The sequence below is a fragment of the Beutenbergia cavernae DSM 12333 genome (genome assembly GCF_000023105.1).
Lineage (GTDB): Bacteria > Actinomycetota > Actinomycetes > Actinomycetales > Beutenbergiaceae > Beutenbergia > Beutenbergia cavernae.
Window position 1 is genome coordinate 4458050 of record NC_012669.1, and the last position, 19087, is coordinate 4477136.

14 protein-coding genes are annotated in these 19087 nt (G+C 73.9%); 9 read left to right on the plus strand and 5 right to left on the minus strand.

The genetic code is table 11. The features are described from left to right. Window positions 1-59: 59 nt before the first annotated feature. The 3 genes from BCAV_RS20300 (at window position 60) to BCAV_RS20310 (ending at window position 4598) form a co-directional block, all read left to right on the plus strand. A complete protein-coding gene (locus tag BCAV_RS20300) occupies window positions 60-2810 on the plus strand; it encodes a lysylphosphatidylglycerol synthase transmembrane domain-containing protein (RefSeq protein ID WP_015884510.1) in 2751 nt (916 codons plus the stop codon). Between the two features lie 103 nt (window positions 2811-2913). Next, a complete protein-coding gene (locus tag BCAV_RS21920; protein ID WP_015884511.1) occupies window positions 2914-4128 on the plus strand; it encodes a PP2C family protein-serine/threonine phosphatase in 1215 nt (404 codons plus the stop codon). Between the two features lie 80 nt (window positions 4129-4208). Then, window positions 4209-4598 carry an ATP-binding protein gene (locus BCAV_RS20310; protein WP_015884512.1) on the plus strand — a complete coding sequence of 130 codons (390 nt, stop codon included), beginning with the start codon at window positions 4209-4211 and terminating at the stop codon, window positions 4596-4598. A 25-nt stretch (window positions 4599-4623) separates the two neighbouring features. Here the strand turns inward: BCAV_RS20310 and dgoD are convergent, their stop codons facing one another. The 4 genes from dgoD to BCAV_RS20330 form a co-directional block, all read right to left on the minus strand. Then, complete coding sequence (gene dgoD / locus BCAV_RS20315) at window positions 4624-5772, minus strand: galactonate dehydratase (RefSeq protein ID WP_015884513.1); 1149 nt, start codon at window positions 5770-5772, stop codon at window positions 4624-4626. A gap of 101 nt (window positions 5773-5873) precedes the next feature. Beyond that, on the minus strand, window positions 5874-7478 hold the full coding sequence (locus tag BCAV_RS20320) for a carboxylesterase/lipase family protein (protein ID WP_187292832.1): 1605 nt from the start codon (window positions 7476-7478) through the stop codon (window positions 5874-5876). 163 nt (window positions 7479-7641) lie between these two features. Beyond that, window positions 7642-8322 (minus strand): FadR/GntR family transcriptional regulator, encoded by a 681-nt coding sequence (locus tag BCAV_RS20325; RefSeq protein ID WP_015884515.1) that lies wholly within the window; start codon window positions 8320-8322, stop codon window positions 7642-7644. 42 nt (window positions 8323-8364) lie between these two features. Next, a complete protein-coding gene (locus BCAV_RS20330; protein WP_187292833.1) occupies window positions 8365-9450 on the minus strand; it encodes a serine hydrolase domain-containing protein in 1086 nt (361 codons plus the stop codon). 78 nt (window positions 9451-9528) lie between these two features. Between BCAV_RS20330 and BCAV_RS20335 the strand changes: the two genes are divergently transcribed. From BCAV_RS20335 to BCAV_RS20350, 4 genes are all read left to right on the plus strand, one after another. After that, on the plus strand, window positions 9529-10104 hold the full coding sequence (locus BCAV_RS20335; protein ID WP_015884517.1) for a GrpB family protein: 576 nt from the start codon (window positions 9529-9531) through the stop codon (window positions 10102-10104). A gap of 230 nt (window positions 10105-10334) precedes the next feature. Next, window positions 10335-12038 carry a type 2 periplasmic-binding domain-containing protein gene (locus BCAV_RS20340; RefSeq protein ID WP_015884518.1) on the plus strand — a complete coding sequence of 568 codons (1704 nt, stop codon included), beginning with the start codon at window positions 10335-10337 and terminating at the stop codon, window positions 12036-12038. Beyond that, window positions 12038-13030: an ABC transporter permease gene (locus BCAV_RS20345; protein WP_015884519.1), complete on the plus strand. Its 993-nt coding sequence runs from the start codon at window positions 12038-12040 to the stop codon at window positions 13028-13030. The genes BCAV_RS20340 and BCAV_RS20345 overlap by 1 nt, the downstream gene beginning before the upstream one ends. Next, complete coding sequence (locus tag BCAV_RS20350) at window positions 13030-13965, plus strand: carbohydrate ABC transporter permease (protein WP_015884520.1); 936 nt, start codon at window positions 13030-13032, stop codon at window positions 13963-13965. Before BCAV_RS20345 ends, BCAV_RS20350 begins: the two co-directional genes overlap by 1 nt. Window positions 13966-13987: 22 nt before the next feature. Here the strand turns inward: BCAV_RS20350 and BCAV_RS20355 are convergent, their stop codons facing one another. Next, window positions 13988-14656 carry a TetR/AcrR family transcriptional regulator gene (locus tag BCAV_RS20355; protein WP_015884521.1) on the minus strand — a complete coding sequence of 223 codons (669 nt, stop codon included), beginning with the start codon at window positions 14654-14656 and terminating at the stop codon, window positions 13988-13990. A 72-nt stretch (window positions 14657-14728) separates the two neighbouring features. Between BCAV_RS20355 and BCAV_RS20360 the strand changes: the two genes are divergently transcribed. Together BCAV_RS20360 and BCAV_RS20365 are read left to right on the plus strand one after the other, a co-directional pair. Beyond that, window positions 14729-17353 carry a beta-glucosidase gene (locus tag BCAV_RS20360; RefSeq protein WP_015884522.1) on the plus strand — a complete coding sequence of 875 codons (2625 nt, stop codon included), beginning with the start codon at window positions 14729-14731 and terminating at the stop codon, window positions 17351-17353. Further along, complete coding sequence (locus BCAV_RS20365) at window positions 17350-19071, plus strand: glycoside hydrolase family 5 protein (RefSeq protein ID WP_015884523.1); 1722 nt, start codon at window positions 17350-17352, stop codon at window positions 19069-19071. Before BCAV_RS20360 ends, BCAV_RS20365 begins: the two co-directional genes overlap by 4 nt. Window positions 19072-19087: the final 16 nt, after the last annotated feature.

Below are 19087 nucleotides of genomic sequence, written 5' to 3' on the forward strand. Positions count from 1 at the left end.
GGGTGCCGCGGCAACGCGGCACACGGGAGTTCCGCAAGGTGCCGCCTAGACTCGCACGCATGAGCGAGGCGGACGCGCCGGGCACCACGGTGCCCCAGGCGCCGGCACCGTCGGTGCCCCCGCCGACGCGCACGGTCGAGATCATCGACGTGCCCGCGCACCGGCTGCGCCGGCCCGGTGACCTGGTGGCGATGATCCTGGCGCTGCTCGGCGTCGTCCTCGTCCTGCTCCTCGCCGTGTACGCGCACCGCACCACCGAGGGCGTGACGGAGGACATCGAGAACGCCCTCCCTGACTTCCTGGAACGTCTTCTCGACATCCCGCTGAACCTCCTCGAGGGTCTCGTCACGTTCCTGCTGCCGCTCCTCGTCATCGTCGAGCGGCTGATCCGGCGCCAGGTCCGCGTGGTCCTCGAGGCGCTCGCGGCCGCAGTCGTCGCGGCGTTGCTGACCGGCGCCGGCGCGTGGCTGCTCAGGTCGTTCGCGCCGGACGCGCTCGTCGACGGCCTCGCGATCGCCTCCGGCACAGCGCTGTCGCCGGCGGTCGCCGCGATCGCCGCCCTGCTCACCACGATCGGCTCGCGCGACCGGCGCCGCGCGGTCGGGTGGTCGTGGAACCTGCTCTGGATCGTCCTCGTGCTCCAGGTGCTCATGGGCGCGATGTCCCTGCCCGGGGCCTTGGTCTCGGTGCTTCTCGGCCGCGCGCTGGGCCTGGCCGCCCGGTACCTGTGGGGCGTGCGCGGGGAGCGCGCGTATGGTCGCGACCTGGTCACCGCCATCCGCCGGGCCGGGCTCGATCCCTTGCGGATCCAGCGGATCGCTGATCCCGAGGACCTCGCCGAGGCCACCGCCGAGCTCGTGACGACCAACTCACCGATCGGCTACGTCACCGAGCACCCGGACGCGCTGCCGGCCCGTGCGGAGCGGCGGGCGGAGATCCGTGAGGAGCGAGGGGCGGACGACGACGGCGCGCCGCCGACGTCGTCACCGGCCTTCATGGCGGCCACGTCGGAGCAGGCCGACGACGGCGAACCCGCGCCGTTCTCGTCGCCCACCCCGGTCGTCACGCTCGACGACGAGAGCGCGCCCGCCGACGCCGGACCTCCCGCCCCGATTCGCCTCCGGGTGAGCGACCCGGCCACGGTGGCGCTCGCGCGCGAGGGCGAGAACCGCGTGTACGCCGTCGTCGACGCCGACGGCACCCGGTGGGACGTGGTGGTGCTCGACGGCGACCGGCAGGTGGTCGGCACGCTCGCCGCGTTCTGGTCGACGATCCGGCTCAAGGGCCTCGAGCAGCGAGCCGTGGTGTCGCTGCGGGCGGCCGCGGCGCGCGCGGCCCTCATGACGTACGCGGCGGCCGCCGCGGGGGTGCGGGCGCCCAGGCTGCAGGGCATCGCGGACGAGGAGGACTCGGTGCTGCTCGTCGGGGAGCACGTGTCCTCGGCCACGACCCTGTCCGCGATGCAGCCGGACGACATCACCGACGAGCTGCTCGACGGCGCCTGGGAGCAGCTGCGGGTGGCGCACGACGCCGGTCTGGCGCACCGGGCGATCACCGGCGACGCGATCCTCGTGGCCAGCGGGCGCGACGTGTGGCTCACCGCCTGGGAGAACGGCGAGATCGCGGCGTCCGAGCTCGCCCGCCGGCTGGATCTCGCGCAGATGCTCGCGCTCCTGGCGCTCACCGTCGGGCCCGAACGGGCCATGGCGAGCGCCTCGCGCTCCCTCACGGAGGAGCAGCTCGTCGCGATCGCACCCATCCTGCAGCCGGTGGCCCTGCCGCCCGCCACCCGGGCGGCGGCGCGCCGCGACAAGCAGGTGCTCGCGCGCGTCCAGAACCTGCTCGTCGACCTCATCCCGACGGCGCAGACGGAACCGATGCAGCTCGCCCGGTTCAGCGCCCGGACGGTCGTCACGGTCACCGTCGCCGTCATCGCCGGCTTCATCCTGCTGACCACGCTGAACTTCGACCAGATCATCGCCGCGGTGCGCGAGGCGAACCCGGTGTGGATGGTCGTGGCGTTCCTGCTGGGACTCCTCACCTACCTCGGCTCCGCGATGAGCCTCGTCGCGTTCTCCCCCGAGAAGCTCCCCCTCTGGCGCACCACGCTCGTGCAGGTGGCGGCGTCCGTCATCACGCTCGTGGCTCCCGCGGGGATCGGGCCGGCCGCCCTCAACCTGCGGTACCTGCAGAAGAACCGCATCGCGACCCCGATGGCGCTCGCGACGGTGGCGCTCGTGCAGGTGTCGCAGTTCGTCACCACCGTCCTGCTGCTCCTGGTGATCGCTCTCGTCACCGGCTCGTCGGGCGCCCTGGACTCGTTGCCGTCCGGGGCCGTGCTGCTCGTCGTCGCTCTCGTGCTCGTGGCCGCGTCGACGGCGTTCGCGTTCCCGGCGGTGCGCCGCTGGGTGCTCGCCCGGCTGGTGCCGATGCTGCGCCAGGTGTGGCCGCGCGTCGTGTGGGTCGTCGGGCAGCCCGGACGGCTCGCGATGGGGATCGGCGGCAACCTCATCATGACCATCGGCTACCTCGCGGCGTTCCAGGCGGCGCTCGAGGCGTTCGCTCAGAGCGTCCCGCTCACGTCGCTGGCGATCATCTACCTCGTCGGGACGGCGGCGGGCTCCGCGATCCCGACACCCGGGGGCGTCGGGACCGTCGAGCTCGCGCTCACGTCCGGCCTGCGGACGGCGGGCGTGCCGACGGCGGTGGCGGCGTCGTCGGCGGTCCTCTTCCGCGTGCTGACGTTCTGGGGCCGCGTGCCCCTCGGCTGGCTCGCGATGCGGTACCTGCAGAAGCGCGACGCGATCTGAGGATCGCGACCGACGAACGACGCCTCACATGTGCGCGCACGCGGCCGGTGCGTCGGTAGGCTGACCGGGGCCCGGATCCAGTGGCGAGCGAGGCGGTGAGTCGATGACGGTGTCGTTCCGTTTCGCCGCCATCACCGACCTCGGGACGGTCCGCACCAACAACGAGGACACTGCACTCGCGACGCCGCACCTGCTCGCCCTGGCGGACGGCATGGGCGGCCACGCGGCCGGCGAGGTCGCCTCAGCGGTGGCGATGCGCGCCGTCCTCGACCTCGTCCGCGATCCCCCGGCCGGCGACCTCGCGGGAGCCGTCGTCGGGGCTGCGCAGCGCGCCCGAGGGGCGCTGCACGCGATGTCGCGGGCGGACCCCGAGCTCGAGGGCATGGGCACCACGCTCGTCGTGCTCGCCGCCGGCGGCGACGGCCTCACGCTGGCGCACATCGGCGACTCCCGCCTGTACCGGATGCGCGACGGTCAGCTGACCCAGCTCACCGTGGACCACACGCACGTCCAGCGCCTCGTCGACAACGGCCAGCTCACCCCCGCCGGCGCCCGCACCCACCCGTACCGCTCCATGATCCTGCGGTCCCTGGACGACACGAGCGACGACGAGCCCGACATCGCCGTCCCGGACATCGCGCCCGGCGACCGTCTGCTGCTGTGCAGCGACGGCCTGAGCGACTACGTGGCGGACGAGCACCTCGAGGCGCTGCTGGCCGACGGCGACGTCGAGCACGCGGCGCAGGCCCTCGTCGACGTGGCGCTCACCATGCACTCGCGCGACAACGTCACGGTCGTGGTGGCGGACGTGCTGGACGACGACGCACCCGACGCACCCGACGGCGTCGCCGTCGGCGCCTCGCTCGACGCCGCCGTGCTGAGCGGCCCTGCGCGGCGCGCGCTGCAGGCGGTGTTCGACGACGTCGAGCCGGACGCCGACACCGTGCCGCGGCCCGGCGAGGCGGCCGCGGCGTCCGCGGCGGCGCCCGCGTCCGCGGAGGGGGACGAGGACGAGCCCGATCTCGCGGAGGAGCTGCTCGGCACGTCGGACGAAGCGGTCGACGACGAGGACGAGGTCCACGAGGACCCGCCCGGAGACGTCGACGACGAACCTGCCGATCCGGCGCCCGCTGACGTCGGGCACGTGGCGAGCAGCGAGTCCGGGCGGAGCTCCGACGTCGTCGCCGGCACGTCCGATCCCGTCTCCTCCGCCGCCCCCGACAGCGTTCCCGCAGGTCGCCGCGCCTGGCCGTGGGTGGTGGGCGCGGTGGCGGTGCTCGCCGCCGCGGTCGCCGCGTGGTGGGTGTGGCTGCGGTGAGCCTGTGGACCGCCGGCGACGAGTTGCCGAGCGGGGGCGGAGGCCGGATCGTAGAGGCCAGACGTCGGGAAGGGGCGCGCGTGCACGAGGAGCGGGACATCGAGTCCGAACCTGCTGCGATCGCGCCCGCTCGGCACTGGGCTGAGGACCATTTCGCGGGCGCCGGCCTGGCGGAACGCGACCGGGACCTGCTCGTCCTCCTGGTCAGCGAGGTGGTGACGAACGCCGTCCTGCACGCGCAGCCACCGGTGCACCTCACGATCGACATCACGGCCGAGCGCACGCGGGTCGAGGTGACCGACGGCGCCCGCGTCGTCCCGATCCTGCGCAACCCGGGGCCGGACGAGTTCAACGGCAGGGGCATCGCCCTGGTCGACGCGATCGCCACCACGTGGGGCACGATCATGCACCCCGACGGCGCCAAGACCGTCTGGTTCGAGCTGCGTCAGCCGGCGCCCGCCGTCGCCTGATCGCTCCCGCCCGCGCTCGGGGGGCTCACCACTCCGCGAAGCTGCCGTCGGCCGCCGTCCAGATCGGGGAACCCGCGTCGAGCGTGCCCGTCGCGACCCGCTCCCGCACGGCGTCCTCGTCGACGTCGACACCGAGCCCCGGGCCGGTGAGCCGCGGGATCGCTCCGTCCACGGGCGTGAGGACCGACGGGTCCGTGAGGATCGCGAGCGCGGGGCTCGCCGGGTCGTGCACGTCGACGACCTGCTCCTGCGCGTACGCGTTCGGCACGGCCAGGTCCACCTGCAGGCAGGCCGCGAGCGCGACGGCGCCGAGCGGGCAGTGCGGCGCGATCTGCGCGTCGTACACCTCGGCCTGCGTGGCGATGCGGAAGCACTCGGTGATGCCGCCGGCGTGCGAGAGGTCGGGCTGGACGATCGCGACACCCGCCTCGAGCACGGAGCGGAACTCGTAGCGGTCGTAGAGCCGCTCGCCGGTGGCGATCGGCACCGGCGACGCGTGCACGAGCTCCCCGATGAGCGCCGAGTGCTCCGGACGCAACGGCTCCTCGACGAACGCCGGAGCGATGTCGTCGAGCAGGCTCAGCGCGCGCCGCGACTGCGCGACCGACAGGCGGCCGTGGAAGTCGATGGCGATGTCGATCGCCGGTCCGACGGCGTCCCGCAGCTCCCGCAGGTCGCTGACGAAGCGCTCCGCCCACGCCGGCGACTCGAGGAAGCCCACGGGGCCGTAGTCCGGGGCGACCTTGACGAGCGTGTACCCCTGCTCCACGCGCCGGCGGGCGAGATCCGGGTCGCCGGTGCGTCCGGAGCCGCCGGCGTGGGCGTAGACGCGCACCGCGTCGCGCGCCGGCCCGCCGAGCAACTCGTGCACCGGCGCACCGAGCGCCCGGCCCTTGATGTCCCAGAGCGCCTGGTCGATCCCCGCGACGGCGGACCCCATGAGCGGCCCGCCGCGGTAGAACCCGCCCCGGGTCAGCACCTGCCAGTGCTTCGTGATCTCGCGCGGGTCCCGGCCGACGAGGTGCTCCGCCATGCGCTCGAGCGTGGCGACGGTCGCGAGCGCCCAGTTCTCCGCGACCGCCTCGCCCCAGCCGGCGATGCCCCGGTCGGTCGAGATCTTGACGAGCACGCAGCGGTTGCTCAGGACGAACGTCTCGACGGCGGTGATCCGCACGGCGGGCTCCGATCGGTGGTGACGACGTCGTCGGGCCGCGGCGTGGTGCGGCCGATCGCCGCCGACCCTACCGGTGCCCGCCCGCCCCGAGGCACGGGGGTTCAGTAGATGAAGAACTCCTGCTCTCCCCACACCTCGCGGCGCCCGCGCTCGGGATCGGAGGCGACGACGTCGTCCGCCCCGAAGAGCATCGTGGTGCGGTTCCGCGGGTCGTAGGCCGTCCAGTCCGGGGCGAGGTCCGGGTCCGGCGTGCCGTGGGCGACGAAGTGCGCCCAGTGCCGCTGCATCCGGTCGGCGAGCTCAGGGCCGGACGGGTCGCGGCCGAGCACGAGCAGCCGGGTGAGGGAGCGCTGCGGCCACAGCAGCAGCACGTCGAGGCCATGGAACGCCCCGAGCCCGAACGCCGGCGAGCGGTAGTCGAGCCGGTACCGCCAGACGTTCGCCGACCGGGCCTGCCGGTCCGAGTGCTGGATGCCGGGCATCGTGAACGCGAGATCGGTGCCGAGGGCCGTCAGCCCGGCGTCGTCGTCCGGGTACAGCGCGAGCAGCTCGGCGGCCCGCACGGGACCCACCGCGTCGTCGAGGGCGACGGCGATCGCGGCGCGCGTCGTCGGGAACTGGCCGCGGGCGAACCGGCGGAAGAACGTGTGCTCCTCCCGGTTGTGGCCCGACAGGAAGGCGACGGCGGACGGCTCGTCGCCCGCCCGGGCGAGGCCGGCGTAGTCGTCGGGCAGCAGGTCGCCGTCCAGCCACGGGCGGCACGTGATCGCGGACGGGCGCGCCTGCGACACCACGAGCTCGGCGCGCAGGACCTCCGCGATCGGCGCCGTCCACAGCGACGACGGGTCCTCCCGGCTCGCCCCGACCTGCGCACAGAACTCGCGCGCGAGCCGGGCGGCGTCGTCGCGGTCGGTGGCCATGTTCGCGGAGCCGGACTGGGCGATCGCTTGGTGGAACAAGCCGCGCGCGGCGGTGATCTGCATGAGCAGGGACACCGAGCACGCCCCGGCGGACTCCCCGGCGATCGTCACGCGATCCGGGTCGCCGCCCATGCCGCCGATGTTGTCGCGCACCCACTCGAGCGCGCGGATCTGGTCGCGCAGCCCGACGTTCGTGGCGACCCGCTCGTGGGGTGCGCCGATCCCGTCCCGCTCCCCGACGACGTCGAGCATGTTCCCGAACCCGAGCATCCCGAGCCGGTAGTTGATCGCCACGACGACGATCCGTCCGCGCGCCGCGAGCAGGGCGCCGTCGAAGTCGCCGGCCGTGCCCGTCTCGAATCCGCCGCCGTGGATCCACACGAGCACGGGGTGCGGGCCGTCGAGGTCGGCGGCGACCGACGGCGCGGCGCCCGGTGCGTGGGGTCCGGCCGCCGCCGGGACGTGGACGTCGAGCGTCAGGCAGTCCTCGTGGTTCGCCCCGCGGCTGCCGAAGATCGGGGCGAGCTGTGGGGGCAGGAGCGGGTTCGGCTGGGGCGCCTGCGGGCCGCGCACCGTGGCCGGCCGGACGCCGTCCCACGCCAGGGGCGGCCGGGGCGCCGCGAACCGGAGCTGCCCGGTCGGCGGTGCGGCGTACGGGATGGCGCGCCACGAGATCGCGGGGCCGAAGCGCGTCGCCCGGACCACGCCGGCCACCTCGCCGGACTCCGTCCGTGCGACGGGCCGCGCCTCCGGGTGGCGCGCCAGGGCCCCCGTCACCGCCGTCACGTCAGTCATGCTGCCTGTGCGGGCTCCGCGGCGCCAACGGATACCCGCGGTCCGCTCGCCCGAGTGTGGTGTGAGCGTCCGAGTGCGGGCCGTGCCGCTCCGCACTCGCGCGCTCACCCCGCCCTCGAGCGCTCCGGGGTGCGGGCGACGGCGAGCGGCGCCCTCAGCGCCGCCGGGCGGCGTCGGCGAGCCACTGCTCGATGCCGCCGATGTGGGCGACGGCGAGAGCGTGGGCCAGGTCGGCGTCGCCGCGCTCGACGGCGTCGAGGATCGCGCGGTGCTCGGCGAGCGTGCGCGGCACCGCACCCTGCTGCGTCAGGCCGCGCCACACGCGGGCGCGCATCGTGTCGCTGGACAGCGTGTCCACGAGGCTCGCGAGGTAGGAGTTGCCCGCCGCGGCCACGAGCGTGCCGTGGAAGGCGAGGTCGTGCGCGACCAGGCTCTCGACGTCGGCGTCGTCCCCGATCGCGCCGAGCAGCTCACGCAGCGCGGCGACGTCGTCGGGAGCGATGCGCCGCGCCGCCATCGCCGTCGCCGCCGGCTCGAGGATGCGCCGGACGGCGAAGATCTCGAGCACGGAGTCGTCGTCGTGGAGGTCGACGACGAACGACATCGCCTCCAGCAGCAGGCGCGGCTCCAGGCTCGTGACGTAGGTGCCGTCGCCACGGCGGACGTCGAGCACCCGGATCATCTCGAGCGCCTTCACCGCCTCCCGCATCGAGCTGCGGGACAGACCGAGCCGCTCGGCGAGCTCCTTCTCGGGGGGCAGCCGGTCGCCCGGGGCGAGCTCACCCGTGACGATCATGTCCTTGATCTGCAGGATCGCTCGGTCGGTGAGCGCCATGGGGCCCGATCGTAGCCGCGGCGGACGCCGTGACCCGCTCCCTCAGCCCCGCTCGGCGGTGACGGCGCCGGCGCCGGCGCCGTCGGCGAGGAGGGCGACGGCGTCGGCGAGCGCGGCGCGCGAGGGGCCGACGTCGGACCGCTCGCGGCTCGGGTGCACCCGGTTCGTGAGGAGGACGGCGACAGTTCCGCGCTCGCGGTCCACGACGAGGGACGTGCCCGTGAAGCCGGTGTGCCCGACGCCGTCGACCCCGCCCATGAAGCCGGCGTCGCCGATCCGCAGCCCGAGCGACTGGCCGTACCCGGGCAGGTCGCGGGTGCCGAGCGGGCCCAGCGCGTCGGTGCTCAGCGCCGCCACGACCGCGGGCGAGATCCCGCCGTCCCCGAGCAGGCCCCCGCCGAGCGCCAGCAGGTCCGCCGCCGTGCCGAACAGGCCGGCGTTCCCGACCGGCCGGCCGAACGCGTGCGCCATCTCGTCGTGCACCGCGCCCCGGACCAGCCCGCGGTGCGGCTCCACCTCGGTGGGCAGCACCGCCGCGCCGTCGCCGACCGGGCCGTACTGCAGGGTCCGGGCGCCCACCGGGACGGCGACGAGCTCCGCCACGAGATCCGCGAGCGGCCGCCCGGTCGCGATCTCGGCGAGGCGCCCGGCCGCGACGTACCCCAGGCACGAGTACGTGAACCGCTCGCCCGGAGCGGCCTCGAGGTCCGAGGCGAGGACGGCGTCGAACAGCGCCTCCCCCTCGACGTCCCGCCACGCGAAGCTCACGGCGGGCAGACCCGAGGTGTGCGTCAGCAGGTGCCGCAGCGTGATCGCGTCCGCGTCCTCGCCCCGGCCGACGGCGAGAAGCGGGCTCACTGGCGCGTCCATGTCGAGCACGCCGCGCTCCGCCAGGGTGAGCACCGTCGTCGCGACGTACGCCTTCGTGAGCGAGGCGAGGTCGACGACCGCATCCGCGTCGACGAGCGGGGCGCCGTCGTCGTACGTCTGCGCCCCGGCCGCGGCCACCGCCTCGCCGGCGGGCGTGCGGATCGCGACGATCGCGGCAGGTGCGAGGCGGCCGGCGACGACGGCGTCCGCCGTCTCGCGGGCGAGGGTCGCCAGAGCGGGGGGTGCGTCGGGTGTCACCCGGCGACGGTACCGTCGCCGGACCGTCCGGGCGGTCACGCGGCCCCTCTCGTGCGAGGGGCCCGTAGGGTCGTTCCCATGCCGTTTCCCGATGAGGTGGCCCCCGTGCGCGTCGTCCCGGCTCGCGCGGGATGGGCGGCCGAGGGCTCCGAGCTCGTGGCGTCGCTCGACCGCGCGCTCGGGCCGCTCGCGGTCGCCGTCGACCACATCGGCTCGACATCCGTGCCGGGGCTGCCCGCCAAGGACTGCCTCGATGCGATGGTGCGCGCGTCCGACCTCGACGGCGTCGCCGACCGTCTCGTGGCGCTCGGCTACCGCCTGCGGCCCGAGCCGTGGAACGCCGAGGACGTCACGTGGGGCGAGGCGTGGCCGAAGCGCGTGCTGGCCCCCGCCGTCGGCGCACGCAGGTGCAACGTCCACGTGCGGCTGCCCGGGTCCGGCAGCGCCCGCTACGCGCTGCTCTTCCGCGACTACCTGCGCGCCGACGCCGAGGCCCGCGACGCCTGGGGGCGGTTCAAGCTCCGCCTCGCCGCGAGCGTGCCCGACATCGCCGGCTACGGCCAGATCAAGCAGCCAGCGACGGAGGTGCTGATGCGCGGCGCTGAGGGGTGGGCGACGCGGGTCGGCTGGACGGAGAACAGGTCGGAGGGCTGACAGCGCCGTCAGGTTCCCGCACGGGCGGCGGCGCCATCGCGCCTGCCCGCATGCATTCATGCAGGTCAGAGGCACTTACTTAACGCTCAGTAGACAATGCTCGCCGAACGGGACTAGCGTCCCCACCCGTACGCCTCACGCGCAGTCCAGGCGCCTGCCTCGCCAGCACGACCCGTTCCACCGGCCGCCGTCGGCCCGCACGAGCAGCTCGACCCTTCAAAGGAGAAGCGATGTCCACGCACCCCAGCGTCCGCACGATCACCCCCGACTTCGCGCGCCGCACGTTCCTCGGCCTCTCGGGCGCGAGCGCCCTCGCTGTCACGCTCGCCGCCTGCGGCGAGGGCGGCGGCGGCGGGGGACCCCAGGCGCGCGAGGAGGTCGAGCTCGCGCTCCCCACCTACGCCGCGCCGCCGGAGGTCCCGGGAGGCATCGTGAGCGACGTCGAGGGCATGCCGGTCATGTTCACCGAGCCGTTCCAGGAGTACTTCGACTCCGTGGAGGCACCGCCGCTGTCCGGGGGCGAGGTGTCGACGTTCCAGGTGCTGTGGGGCGCCCCGCCCCGCGACAAGCCGGACAACGAGTACTGGGTCGAGCTCGAGGAGCGACTCGGCGGGACGTTCGCCCCCACCCTCGTCGCGTTCGACACCTACAACGAGAAGATGGCCACGACCATCGCGAGCGGCGACATCCCGGACCTCCTGTTCGTCCAGGACTCGAACGCCGTGGCGGCGAAGGCGATCGACGACGGCGTGTTCGCCGACCTGTCCGAGGTGCTCGCCGGCGACAACATCCTCGAGTGGCCGAACCTCGCCAACGTCGGCACGAACGCCTGGAAGGCCTCGGCGAAGAACGGCCACATCTTCGGCGTCCCGAACGAGGACCCGTACATCAGCCAGTTCCCCGCGATCCGGTGGGACGCGATGGAGGCGGCCGGCTTCGACGAGATGCCCGAGGACGCCGAGGGCTTCCTCGAGATGATGACGGCGATCGCGGAGCTGGGGGAGCTGCACGGCAAGCCGATCTACGGCATCGGCGCATTCGAGGGCCGCGCCCAGGCGATGGTCGAGCAGATGTTCCGCGCCGGCACCACCTGGCAGCTCGACGGCGACGGCAACCTCATCAACATCATCGAGACCGACGTCTACGAGCAGGTGCTCGACTTCCAGAACCGGATGTGGCAGGCCGGCGTCTACCACCCGGACGCCCTCGCCCTCGCGTCGCAGGGCAACCAGGCCGCGGAGATGTTCACGAACGGGCAGTCGTGCATCTGGACCGACGCGTTCCAGGGGTTCTTCGGCTCGCAGATCCTCAACGACGTCGCCGAGCTGACGCCGGGCGCCGAGGCGCGCCTCTTCGTGCCGCCCGCGTTCGACAGCGGCGACATCGTCGTCCAGCGCAACGACGGCTACTGGGGCATGGTCGCCATCTCCGCGAAGGCCGCCGAGGACCCGGAGCGCCTCAAGGAGCTGCTCGGCGTCATCAACTACTGGCGCGCACCGGACGCGAGCACGGAGGCCCGGTTCATCCACTCCGGCGTCGAGGGCTGGAACTGGGACCTCGGCGACAACAACGAGCTCGTCGGGATCGACGACCCCGCCGCGCAGGCCGACCGGGCAGCCCTCCAGTGGCTCGGGGCGTTCAAGTCGCCGTCGTACACGATCGCCGAGAACAACCTGCCCTACGTCGACAACTTCCGTGAGGTCGCCGAGACCCTCATCCCGCTGTCGGTCCCGAACGTGACGGTCGGCCTCTACAACGAGGCCGTCGGTGCGAACGGCGCCGCCATGAGCGAGGTCGACACCGACTACCGGGGCGGCATCGTGAGCGGCCGCATGCCGCTCAGCGCGCTCGAGGACTACCGCGAGGCGTGGCGGGCAGCGGGTGGCGACGCCGTCCGCGACGAGTACCAGGCCGCGCTGGACGCGCAGGCCTGATGGCCGTGATCGAGACGTCCGACCGGGCGGGCGCCGGCCCGTCCGGTCGGGCAGACCCCGAGCCGGCGCCGGAGTACCGCCTCCGCACCCGCGCGTCCGTCTGGACGCGCATGAAGCGGGAGCGGTGGACGTACGCCTTCATCGTGCCGGGCGTGCTCTTCTTCGCGGTGTTCGCGTACATCCCGCTGCTCGGCAACGTGGTGGCGTTCCAGGACTTCTCGCCCTACTGGGGGATCTTCAACTCGGAGTGGGTCGGGTTCGACAACTTCGTCGCGATGATGTCCGACCCGCAGTTCATGCGGGCCCTGCGGAACACGCTGACGATCTCGTTCCTGCAGATCGCGTTCGCGTTCCCCGCCCCCATCCTGCTGGCGATCCTGCTCAACAGCCTGATCTCGGACCGCATCAAGCGCATGGTGCAGTCGATCGTGTACCTGCCCCACTTCATCTCGTGGGTCATCGTCATCTCGATCTGGCAGCAGGTGCTCGGCGGCGCCGGCCCGGTGGCCGACCTGTTCAGCCAGATCGGCGTCGACGGCGTCAACATCATGTCCAACCCGGACACGTTCAAGATCCTCGTGACCTCCCAGGTGATCTGGAAGGACATCGGCTGGGGCACGATCATCTTCTTCGCGGCGATCAGCGGGATCCCGAGCGAGCTCTACGAGGCCGCCGCCGCCGACGGCGCGGGCCCGATGCGCCGCATCTGGCACGTCACGCTCCCCGGCATGGTGCCGGTCATCACGCTGCTGCTCATCCTCACGATCGGCAGCGTGCTCACGGTCGGCTTCGAGCAGCTCCTGCTGCAGCAACCCGCCGTCGGCTCCGCCGCGGCCGAGGTCCTCGACACGTTCGTCTACTACCGCGGCATCCAAGGCGGTGACTGGGGTCTCGCCACAGCGGCCGGGCTCTTCAAGGGCGTGATCGGCACGATCCTCGTGGTCGCCGCCAACAAGTTCGCGAAACGACTGGGAACGGGAGGGCTGTTCTGATGGCCGCCACGGTGTCGACGCCCAGGACGACGGCGTCCGGTCAGGAGCTGCGCCCCTCGCCGAGGCGGCCGGTCTGGATGGGCCGCCCGTCCGCCGGCATCCAGGCGGGCAAGGCGCTCCTCATCGCCGTGATCGTCGTCATCATGCTGTACCCGTTCCTGTACGTGATCGCGATGAGCTTCGCCTCGCGCGAGGCGGCGGCCGCGGGCGGGTTCTTCCCGAACGAGTTCTCGCTGGAGGCGTACCGCTCGGTGCTGGGCGGCAACGTCGTGACCCGCGCGCTGCTCGTCTCCATCGGGATCACGCTCGTGGGAACCGCGCTGTCGATGCTGTTCACGACGACGCTCGCCTACGGCCTCATGCGCACGCGCGAGGTGCCGGGTGCGAAGTTCGTGCTGGTGGCCGTGCTGTGCACCATGCTGTTCGGCGCTGGAATCATCCCGAACTACCTGCTGATCCGCTCGCTCGGTCTGCTCGACACGTACTGGGCGCTGATCCTCCCCGGACTCATCTCGGCGTTCAACATGGTCGTCGTCCGGAACTTCTTCATGGGCCTGCCGAACGAGCTGCTGGAGTCGGCGCGCATCGACGGCGCGAGCGACTGGCGCATCTTCACCGGGATCATCCTGCCGCTGAGCAAGGCCGTGCTCGCCGTCGTCGGCCTGTTCTACGCCGTCGGCTACTGGAACGCGTTCTTCAACGCGCTCATCTACCTCAACGACACCTCGAAGTGGCCCATCCAGGTGGTGCTCAACCAGTACGTGGTGCAGGGCTCGGCGCTGACGTCGGTGCAGGCGCCGGACATCCCGCCGCCGCCGCCGGCGACCGTGCAGATGGCGATCATCGTGCTGGCCACGATCCCGATCCTCATCGTGTACCCGTTCCTGCAGCGCTACTTCACGAAGGGCGTGCTCACGGGGGCGATCAAGGGCTGACCGGCCTCCGGGACACCCGCCCTCACTCCCCCGTCTTCGCCCCGCCGGGCGCCAGCGACGCGAGCAGCGCGTCGATCGTGCGCCGGGTGACGGCTGCCATGTCCACCTCGTCCGGAGAGAGCAACCATTGAATCTGCAGCCCGTCCATGACGGCGATGATCGCCGTGGCGGTCTCCTCGAGGTCGGCGTCGTCACGGAGCTCCCCGACGTCGCGCGCCTCCGCCAGCGCCTCGACGACCATGGCCCGCAGACCGGAGTACCGGCTGCGGAACCACTCCTGCGCCGGGTGGTCCCGCGTGACCGACTCCGCGGACAGCACCGCGTACAGCTGCGTCACGTTCGGGCGGGCCGAGTTCCGCTCCGCCGTGTCCACGAGATGCCTGAGGAACTGCCGCCCGTGCAGCTCGGACCCGTGGCCGCCCTCCTCGACGGGGAGCTGGTCCCGCGCGTGCAGGAGGGCCGTGAGCAGCTGGTCCTTGCTCTTGAAGTGGTGCAGGATCCCGGCCGCCGTGATGCCGACCTCCGCCGCGATCTCGGCGAGCGACGAGTTGTAGAACCCGCGCTCGGCGAACGTCGTCGACGCGACGTCGAGGATCTCCTTCCGACGCCGGCGCGTGCGCTGGCGCTGGACGCCGTCGTCGGGAGCACCGCCGTGCGTGCTCCCGGCTGCTCCGTCGCCATCCCTCGTCATATCCGCGAAGCGTAGACCGACGACGACGCCGCTTCCGCCCCGTTCCCGCCTCGCACACCAGGAGATGCACCGATGACCGTCGCCGACACCGCCAGCCCCGCCGGCCCGGCCCTTCCCCCGGCCGCCGGCCTGCTCGCGGGCGCCGTCCCGTCGAGCGCCGACCTCGAGGCACGCGTGCGCACGCTCGATCTCGCCACCAAGGTGGCGCTCGTGACCGGGGCGACGGCGTGGTCCACGGCGCCCGAGCCCGCGATCGGCCTCCGGGAGGTCGTCATGTCGGACGGCCCGGCGGGGGTGCGCGGCGTGCGCGCCGGCGAGACGGCGACCTCGCTGCCGGCGCCGAGCGCGCTCGCGGCGACGTGGGACCTGACCCTGGTCGAGCGTGTCGGGGCGGCCATGGCCGCCGAGGCGCGGGAGAAGGGGGTCGACGTCGTCCTCGCGCCGGTGCTCAACCTCCAGCGCACCCCGGTCGGCGGCCGGCACTTCGAGTGCTTCAGCGAGGACCCGACGCTCGTGGCCGCGGTCGGCGGGCGTCTGATCGCGGCGATCCAGCGCCGCGGGGTCGCGGCGTGCGCGAAGCACTTCGTGGCGAACGAGTCGGAGACCGACCGGACGACGTACGTCGCGCGCGTCGATCGCCGGACCCTGCGCGAGATGTACCTCCCGCCGTTCGAGACCGCTGTGCGCGACGCCGGGGCGTGGACGGTGATGGCGGCGTACAACGCCGTGGACGACGGCGTCGAGAGCGCCCCCGCCACGGAGCACCGGCACCTGCTCACCACGGTGCTCGTCGACGAGTGGGGCTTCGACGGGCTCGTCGTGAGCGACTGGGCGGCGACCAGGACGACGGCGCCGACGGCGAACGCCGGGCTGGACCTCGTGATGCCCGGACCGGACGGTCCGTGGGGAGCCGCGCTCGTCGAGGCGGTGCTCGCGGGCGAGGTCGCCGAGTCGGTGATCGACGCCAAGGTGGTGCGCGTGCTCCGGCTGGCCGCGCGGGTCGGGAAGCTCGACGACGGCGTCCCCGCGCCGGTCCTCGACGCGCCGCCCGGCGCCGTCGTCTCGCGCGAGATCGCGGCACGCGGGTCGGTCGTGCTGCGCCGCGACGACGACGTGTGGCCGCTGGACGCGCACCGGCTGCGGAGCATCGCGGTGCTCGGCGAGAACGCCGTCGACCCGTACGCCCAGGGCGGCGGCAGCGCGAAGGTGCACGCGCCGCACGAGGTCAGCCCGCTCGACGGGCTGCGACTGGCCCTCGCCGGCACGGGGGTGGATGTGCGGCACGCCCGGGGCGGACCGGTACGCGCCCTGGCGCCGGAGCTCGACGTCGACCGCACGCGCGGCCTGCACGGCGCACCCGGCGTCACGGCCCGGTGCCTCGACGCGGACGGCGTCGTGCTGCGCGAGCGCACGGAGCCGCGCACCAACTGGACCTGGACCTACGACGTCCCCCCCGGCACGGCGTGGCTCGAGCTGCACGCGCACGTGCGGCTCACCGAGCCCGGCACGCACGTGCTCGAGCTCGGCGCGATCGGGTACCACGACGTGCTCGTCGACGGCGTGCTCGTCCGGTCGGCCCGCGACGACGACGGGTCCGGCGCCGTCCTCGACTCCTCCGTGAACGCCCCCGCCGGGACGCCGGTCGAGGTCATGGTGCCGGAGCCGGACCGCGGGGGCGGCGCGGAGGGCGCGGTCGGCCGCGCCGTGAACGTGACGCTGCGGTGCGCCGTCGTCGACGTCGGCCAGTACGGCCGGATCGTCAGCGCCACGCTGCGGCACCGGCTGCCCGGCCCGACGCCGGACGAGGAGCTCGCGGACGCCGTCGCGCTGGCCGCGGCGAGCGACGTGGCCGTGGTGGTCGTGGGCACGAACGGCGAGGTCGAGAGCGAGGGCTGGGACCGGACGACGCTGGCGCTGCCCGGCCGCCAGGACGAGCTCGTGCGCGCCGTCGTCGCGGCGAACCCGCGCACGGTCGTCGTCGTGAACGCCGGCGCACCGGTGCTCCTGCCGTGGCTCGACGACGTCGGTACGACCGTGTGGGCGTGGCTCGGCGGGCAGGAGGCCGGGCACGCGGTGGCGGACGTGCTGCTCGGGCGCATGGAGCCCGCCGGCCGCCTGCCGTGGACCCTGCCGGCCCGCGAGGAGGACTCGCCGGTGCCCGACGCCGTCCCGGCCGGCGGCGTCGTCGCCTACGACGAGGGGTCCGACGTCGGGTACGTCGGCTGGCAGGCCTCGGGGCGCGCGCCTGCGCTGCCGTTCGGGCACGGGCTCGGCTGGGGTACCTGGACGTACGGCGGCCTGGACGTCTCGCCGGCGCCCGACGGCGGGCTCGTCGTCGCCGTCGACGTCCGGAACGACGCAGCGCGGGCGGCGCGCGAGGTCGTGCAGGTGTACGTGTCGCGGCCGGGGACCGACGGCGAGCCCCACGGCGTCCGGCGGCTCGCGGGCTTCGCGTGCGTCGACGCGGAACCGGGTGAGACGGTGCGCGCCCGCGTGCGGGTCGACGCCGCCGCGTTCCGACGATGGACCGACGCCGGATGGGCGCGCGTGCCGGGCACGTACGGCGTGCACGTCGGCCGGTCCGTCGCCGACGTGCGGCTCGCAGCCGACGTGACGATCGCGGCCGACGACACGATCGCTGCCGCCGAGCGCGCCACCGGCGCCGCGGCGTCGTCGCCCGTGAGGGCCGCCCGATGACGGGCTTCGTGCGGCGGTCCGGGACGAGGATCGTCGACGGCGCGGGCCGGCCGGCGCTGCGGCGCGGCGTCGGGATCGGCACGTGGTTGCTGCCCGAGGGCTACATGTGGCGGTTCCGGCCGGCCGCGCGGGACGCCCCGTACCCGGGTGTGCCCGCGCAGAGCCCGCGGGAGATCGAGGCCCTGGTCGTCGACCTCGTCGGAGCCGACCGCGCCGCCGAGTTCTGGAGCGGGTTCCGGCAGGCGTTCTTCTCCGAGGCGGACGTCGCCCGGATCGCTCAGCTGGGTTTCGACCACGTCAGGCTGCCGATCAACTCGCGCGTGCTCATGGCCGACGACGGGCGCTTCCTCGAGGAGGGCTTCGCGCTCGTCGACGCGTGCGTCGCGTGGTGCGAGGCGGCCGGCCTGCACGTCGTGCTCGACCTGCACGGGGCGCCGGGCGGCCAGACCGGCACGAACATCGACGACTCGCCGCGCGGGCGGCCGGAGCTGTTCGAGGACCCGCGCTACCGCGAGCTCACGATCCGGCTGTGGACCCAGATCGCGCGGCGCTACGCGTCGTCGACCACCGTCGCGTCGTACGACCTGCTCAACGAGCCGATCCCGAACGAGTTCGCCGCGGCGTACGCGGACCGGCTCGTCGCGCTGTACCGCGACCTGACGGCGGCGATCCGCGCCGTCGACCCGGACCACCTCATCCAGTACGAGGGCGCCCACTGGGCGAGCGACCCCGCGATCTTCACGGAGGTCTGGGACGAGAACTCGGCCGTGCACTTCCACCGGTACTGGTCGCCGCCGGACACCGCCGGGATCGCGCCGTTCCTCGAGGTGCGCTCCCGGTTGGGGCTCCCGCTCTACATGGGCGAGGGCGGGGAGAACTCGCCGGAGTGGCTCGCCGCCGCGTTCGGGCTGTACGAGGCGCATGACATCGGCTGGAACTTCTGGACCTGGAAGAAGGTGGACAACGCGCACTCCCCCGCCGTCGTCGTGCCGCCGCCCGGGTGGGCGGACGTGCTCGCGTACGCGGCGGGCGAGGCGCCGCGGCCGGCGCCGTCGGACGCGTGGGAGACGTTGAGCGCGCTCGTCGAGGCGATGCGGCTCGAGAGCTGCGAGTGGCACGGCGAGATCGTGGCCGCGCTCCTGCGCCGAGCGGGGGACGACGGCGAGCTCCGGCTTCCGGCGTACGGGTTCGGGTACGGCGGGGCGGGGGCGTCGTACGCGACGGCGGCCGCGTCCCCCGACCCGCGCCTGCGCGCGGACGACGGCGTGACGCTGCGCCTCGTCGGGGGCGCGGGTGCTGGGCACGGTGCGGCGGGCGCCGACGGCGTCAACCCGTTCGCCGCCGACCCGGCGGAGCGCGCCCGGGCCGGGGTCGTCGCCGCCGAGCTCGCCGCCGGCGACTGGCTGGCGTTCGACGTCGACGTCACGGGCACCGCCTCTGGACGGCGTTCCGAGGAGTGGGGTGGATCCGGGAGCGATGTGCTCCCGGATCCACCCCACTCGGTCGCTCTGACGGTCGAGGTGGTCGCGCATGCGGACGACGGCGCGGCGCGGCCCGCGCTCGACGTCCGCTGTGGCGCCTCCCCCGTGGCCGGCGACTGGGTCGCCGACGCCCCGAGGACGTGGCGCGGTGCCGTGACGGCGCCGACCGGTGCCACGACGGTGCGGGTCGGGCCGCTCGACGGAGCGCTCACGCTCGCGGGCCTGCGCTTGCGCTGACCCCCCGCGCGACTCC

Coding starts and splice junctions, on each gene's coding strand:
- BCAV_RS20300 (WP_015884510.1), top strand. CDS start 60: ATGAGCGAGGCGGACGCGCCGGGCACCACGGTGCCCCAGGCGCCGGCA.
- BCAV_RS21920 (WP_015884511.1), top strand. CDS start 2,914: ATGACGGTGTCGTTCCGTTTCGCCGCCATCACCGACCTCGGGACGGTC.
- BCAV_RS20325 (WP_015884515.1), bottom strand. CDS start 8,322: ATGGCGCTCACCGACCGAGCGATCCTGCAGATCAAGGACATGATCGTC.
- BCAV_RS20335 (WP_015884517.1), top strand. CDS start 9,529: ATGCCGTTTCCCGATGAGGTGGCCCCCGTGCGCGTCGTCCCGGCTCGC.
- BCAV_RS20340 (WP_015884518.1), top strand. CDS start 10,335: ATGTCCACGCACCCCAGCGTCCGCACGATCACCCCCGACTTCGCGCGC.
- BCAV_RS20345 (WP_015884519.1), top strand. CDS start 12,038: ATGGCCGTGATCGAGACGTCCGACCGGGCGGGCGCCGGCCCGTCCGGT.
- BCAV_RS20350 (WP_015884520.1), top strand. CDS start 13,030: ATGGCCGCCACGGTGTCGACGCCCAGGACGACGGCGTCCGGTCAGGAG.
- BCAV_RS20355 (WP_015884521.1), bottom strand. CDS start 14,656: ATGACGAGGGATGGCGACGGAGCAGCCGGGAGCACGCACGGCGGTGCT.
- BCAV_RS20360 (WP_015884522.1), top strand. CDS start 14,729: ATGACCGTCGCCGACACCGCCAGCCCCGCCGGCCCGGCCCTTCCCCCG.
- BCAV_RS20365 (WP_015884523.1), top strand. CDS start 17,350: ATGACGGGCTTCGTGCGGCGGTCCGGGACGAGGATCGTCGACGGCGCG.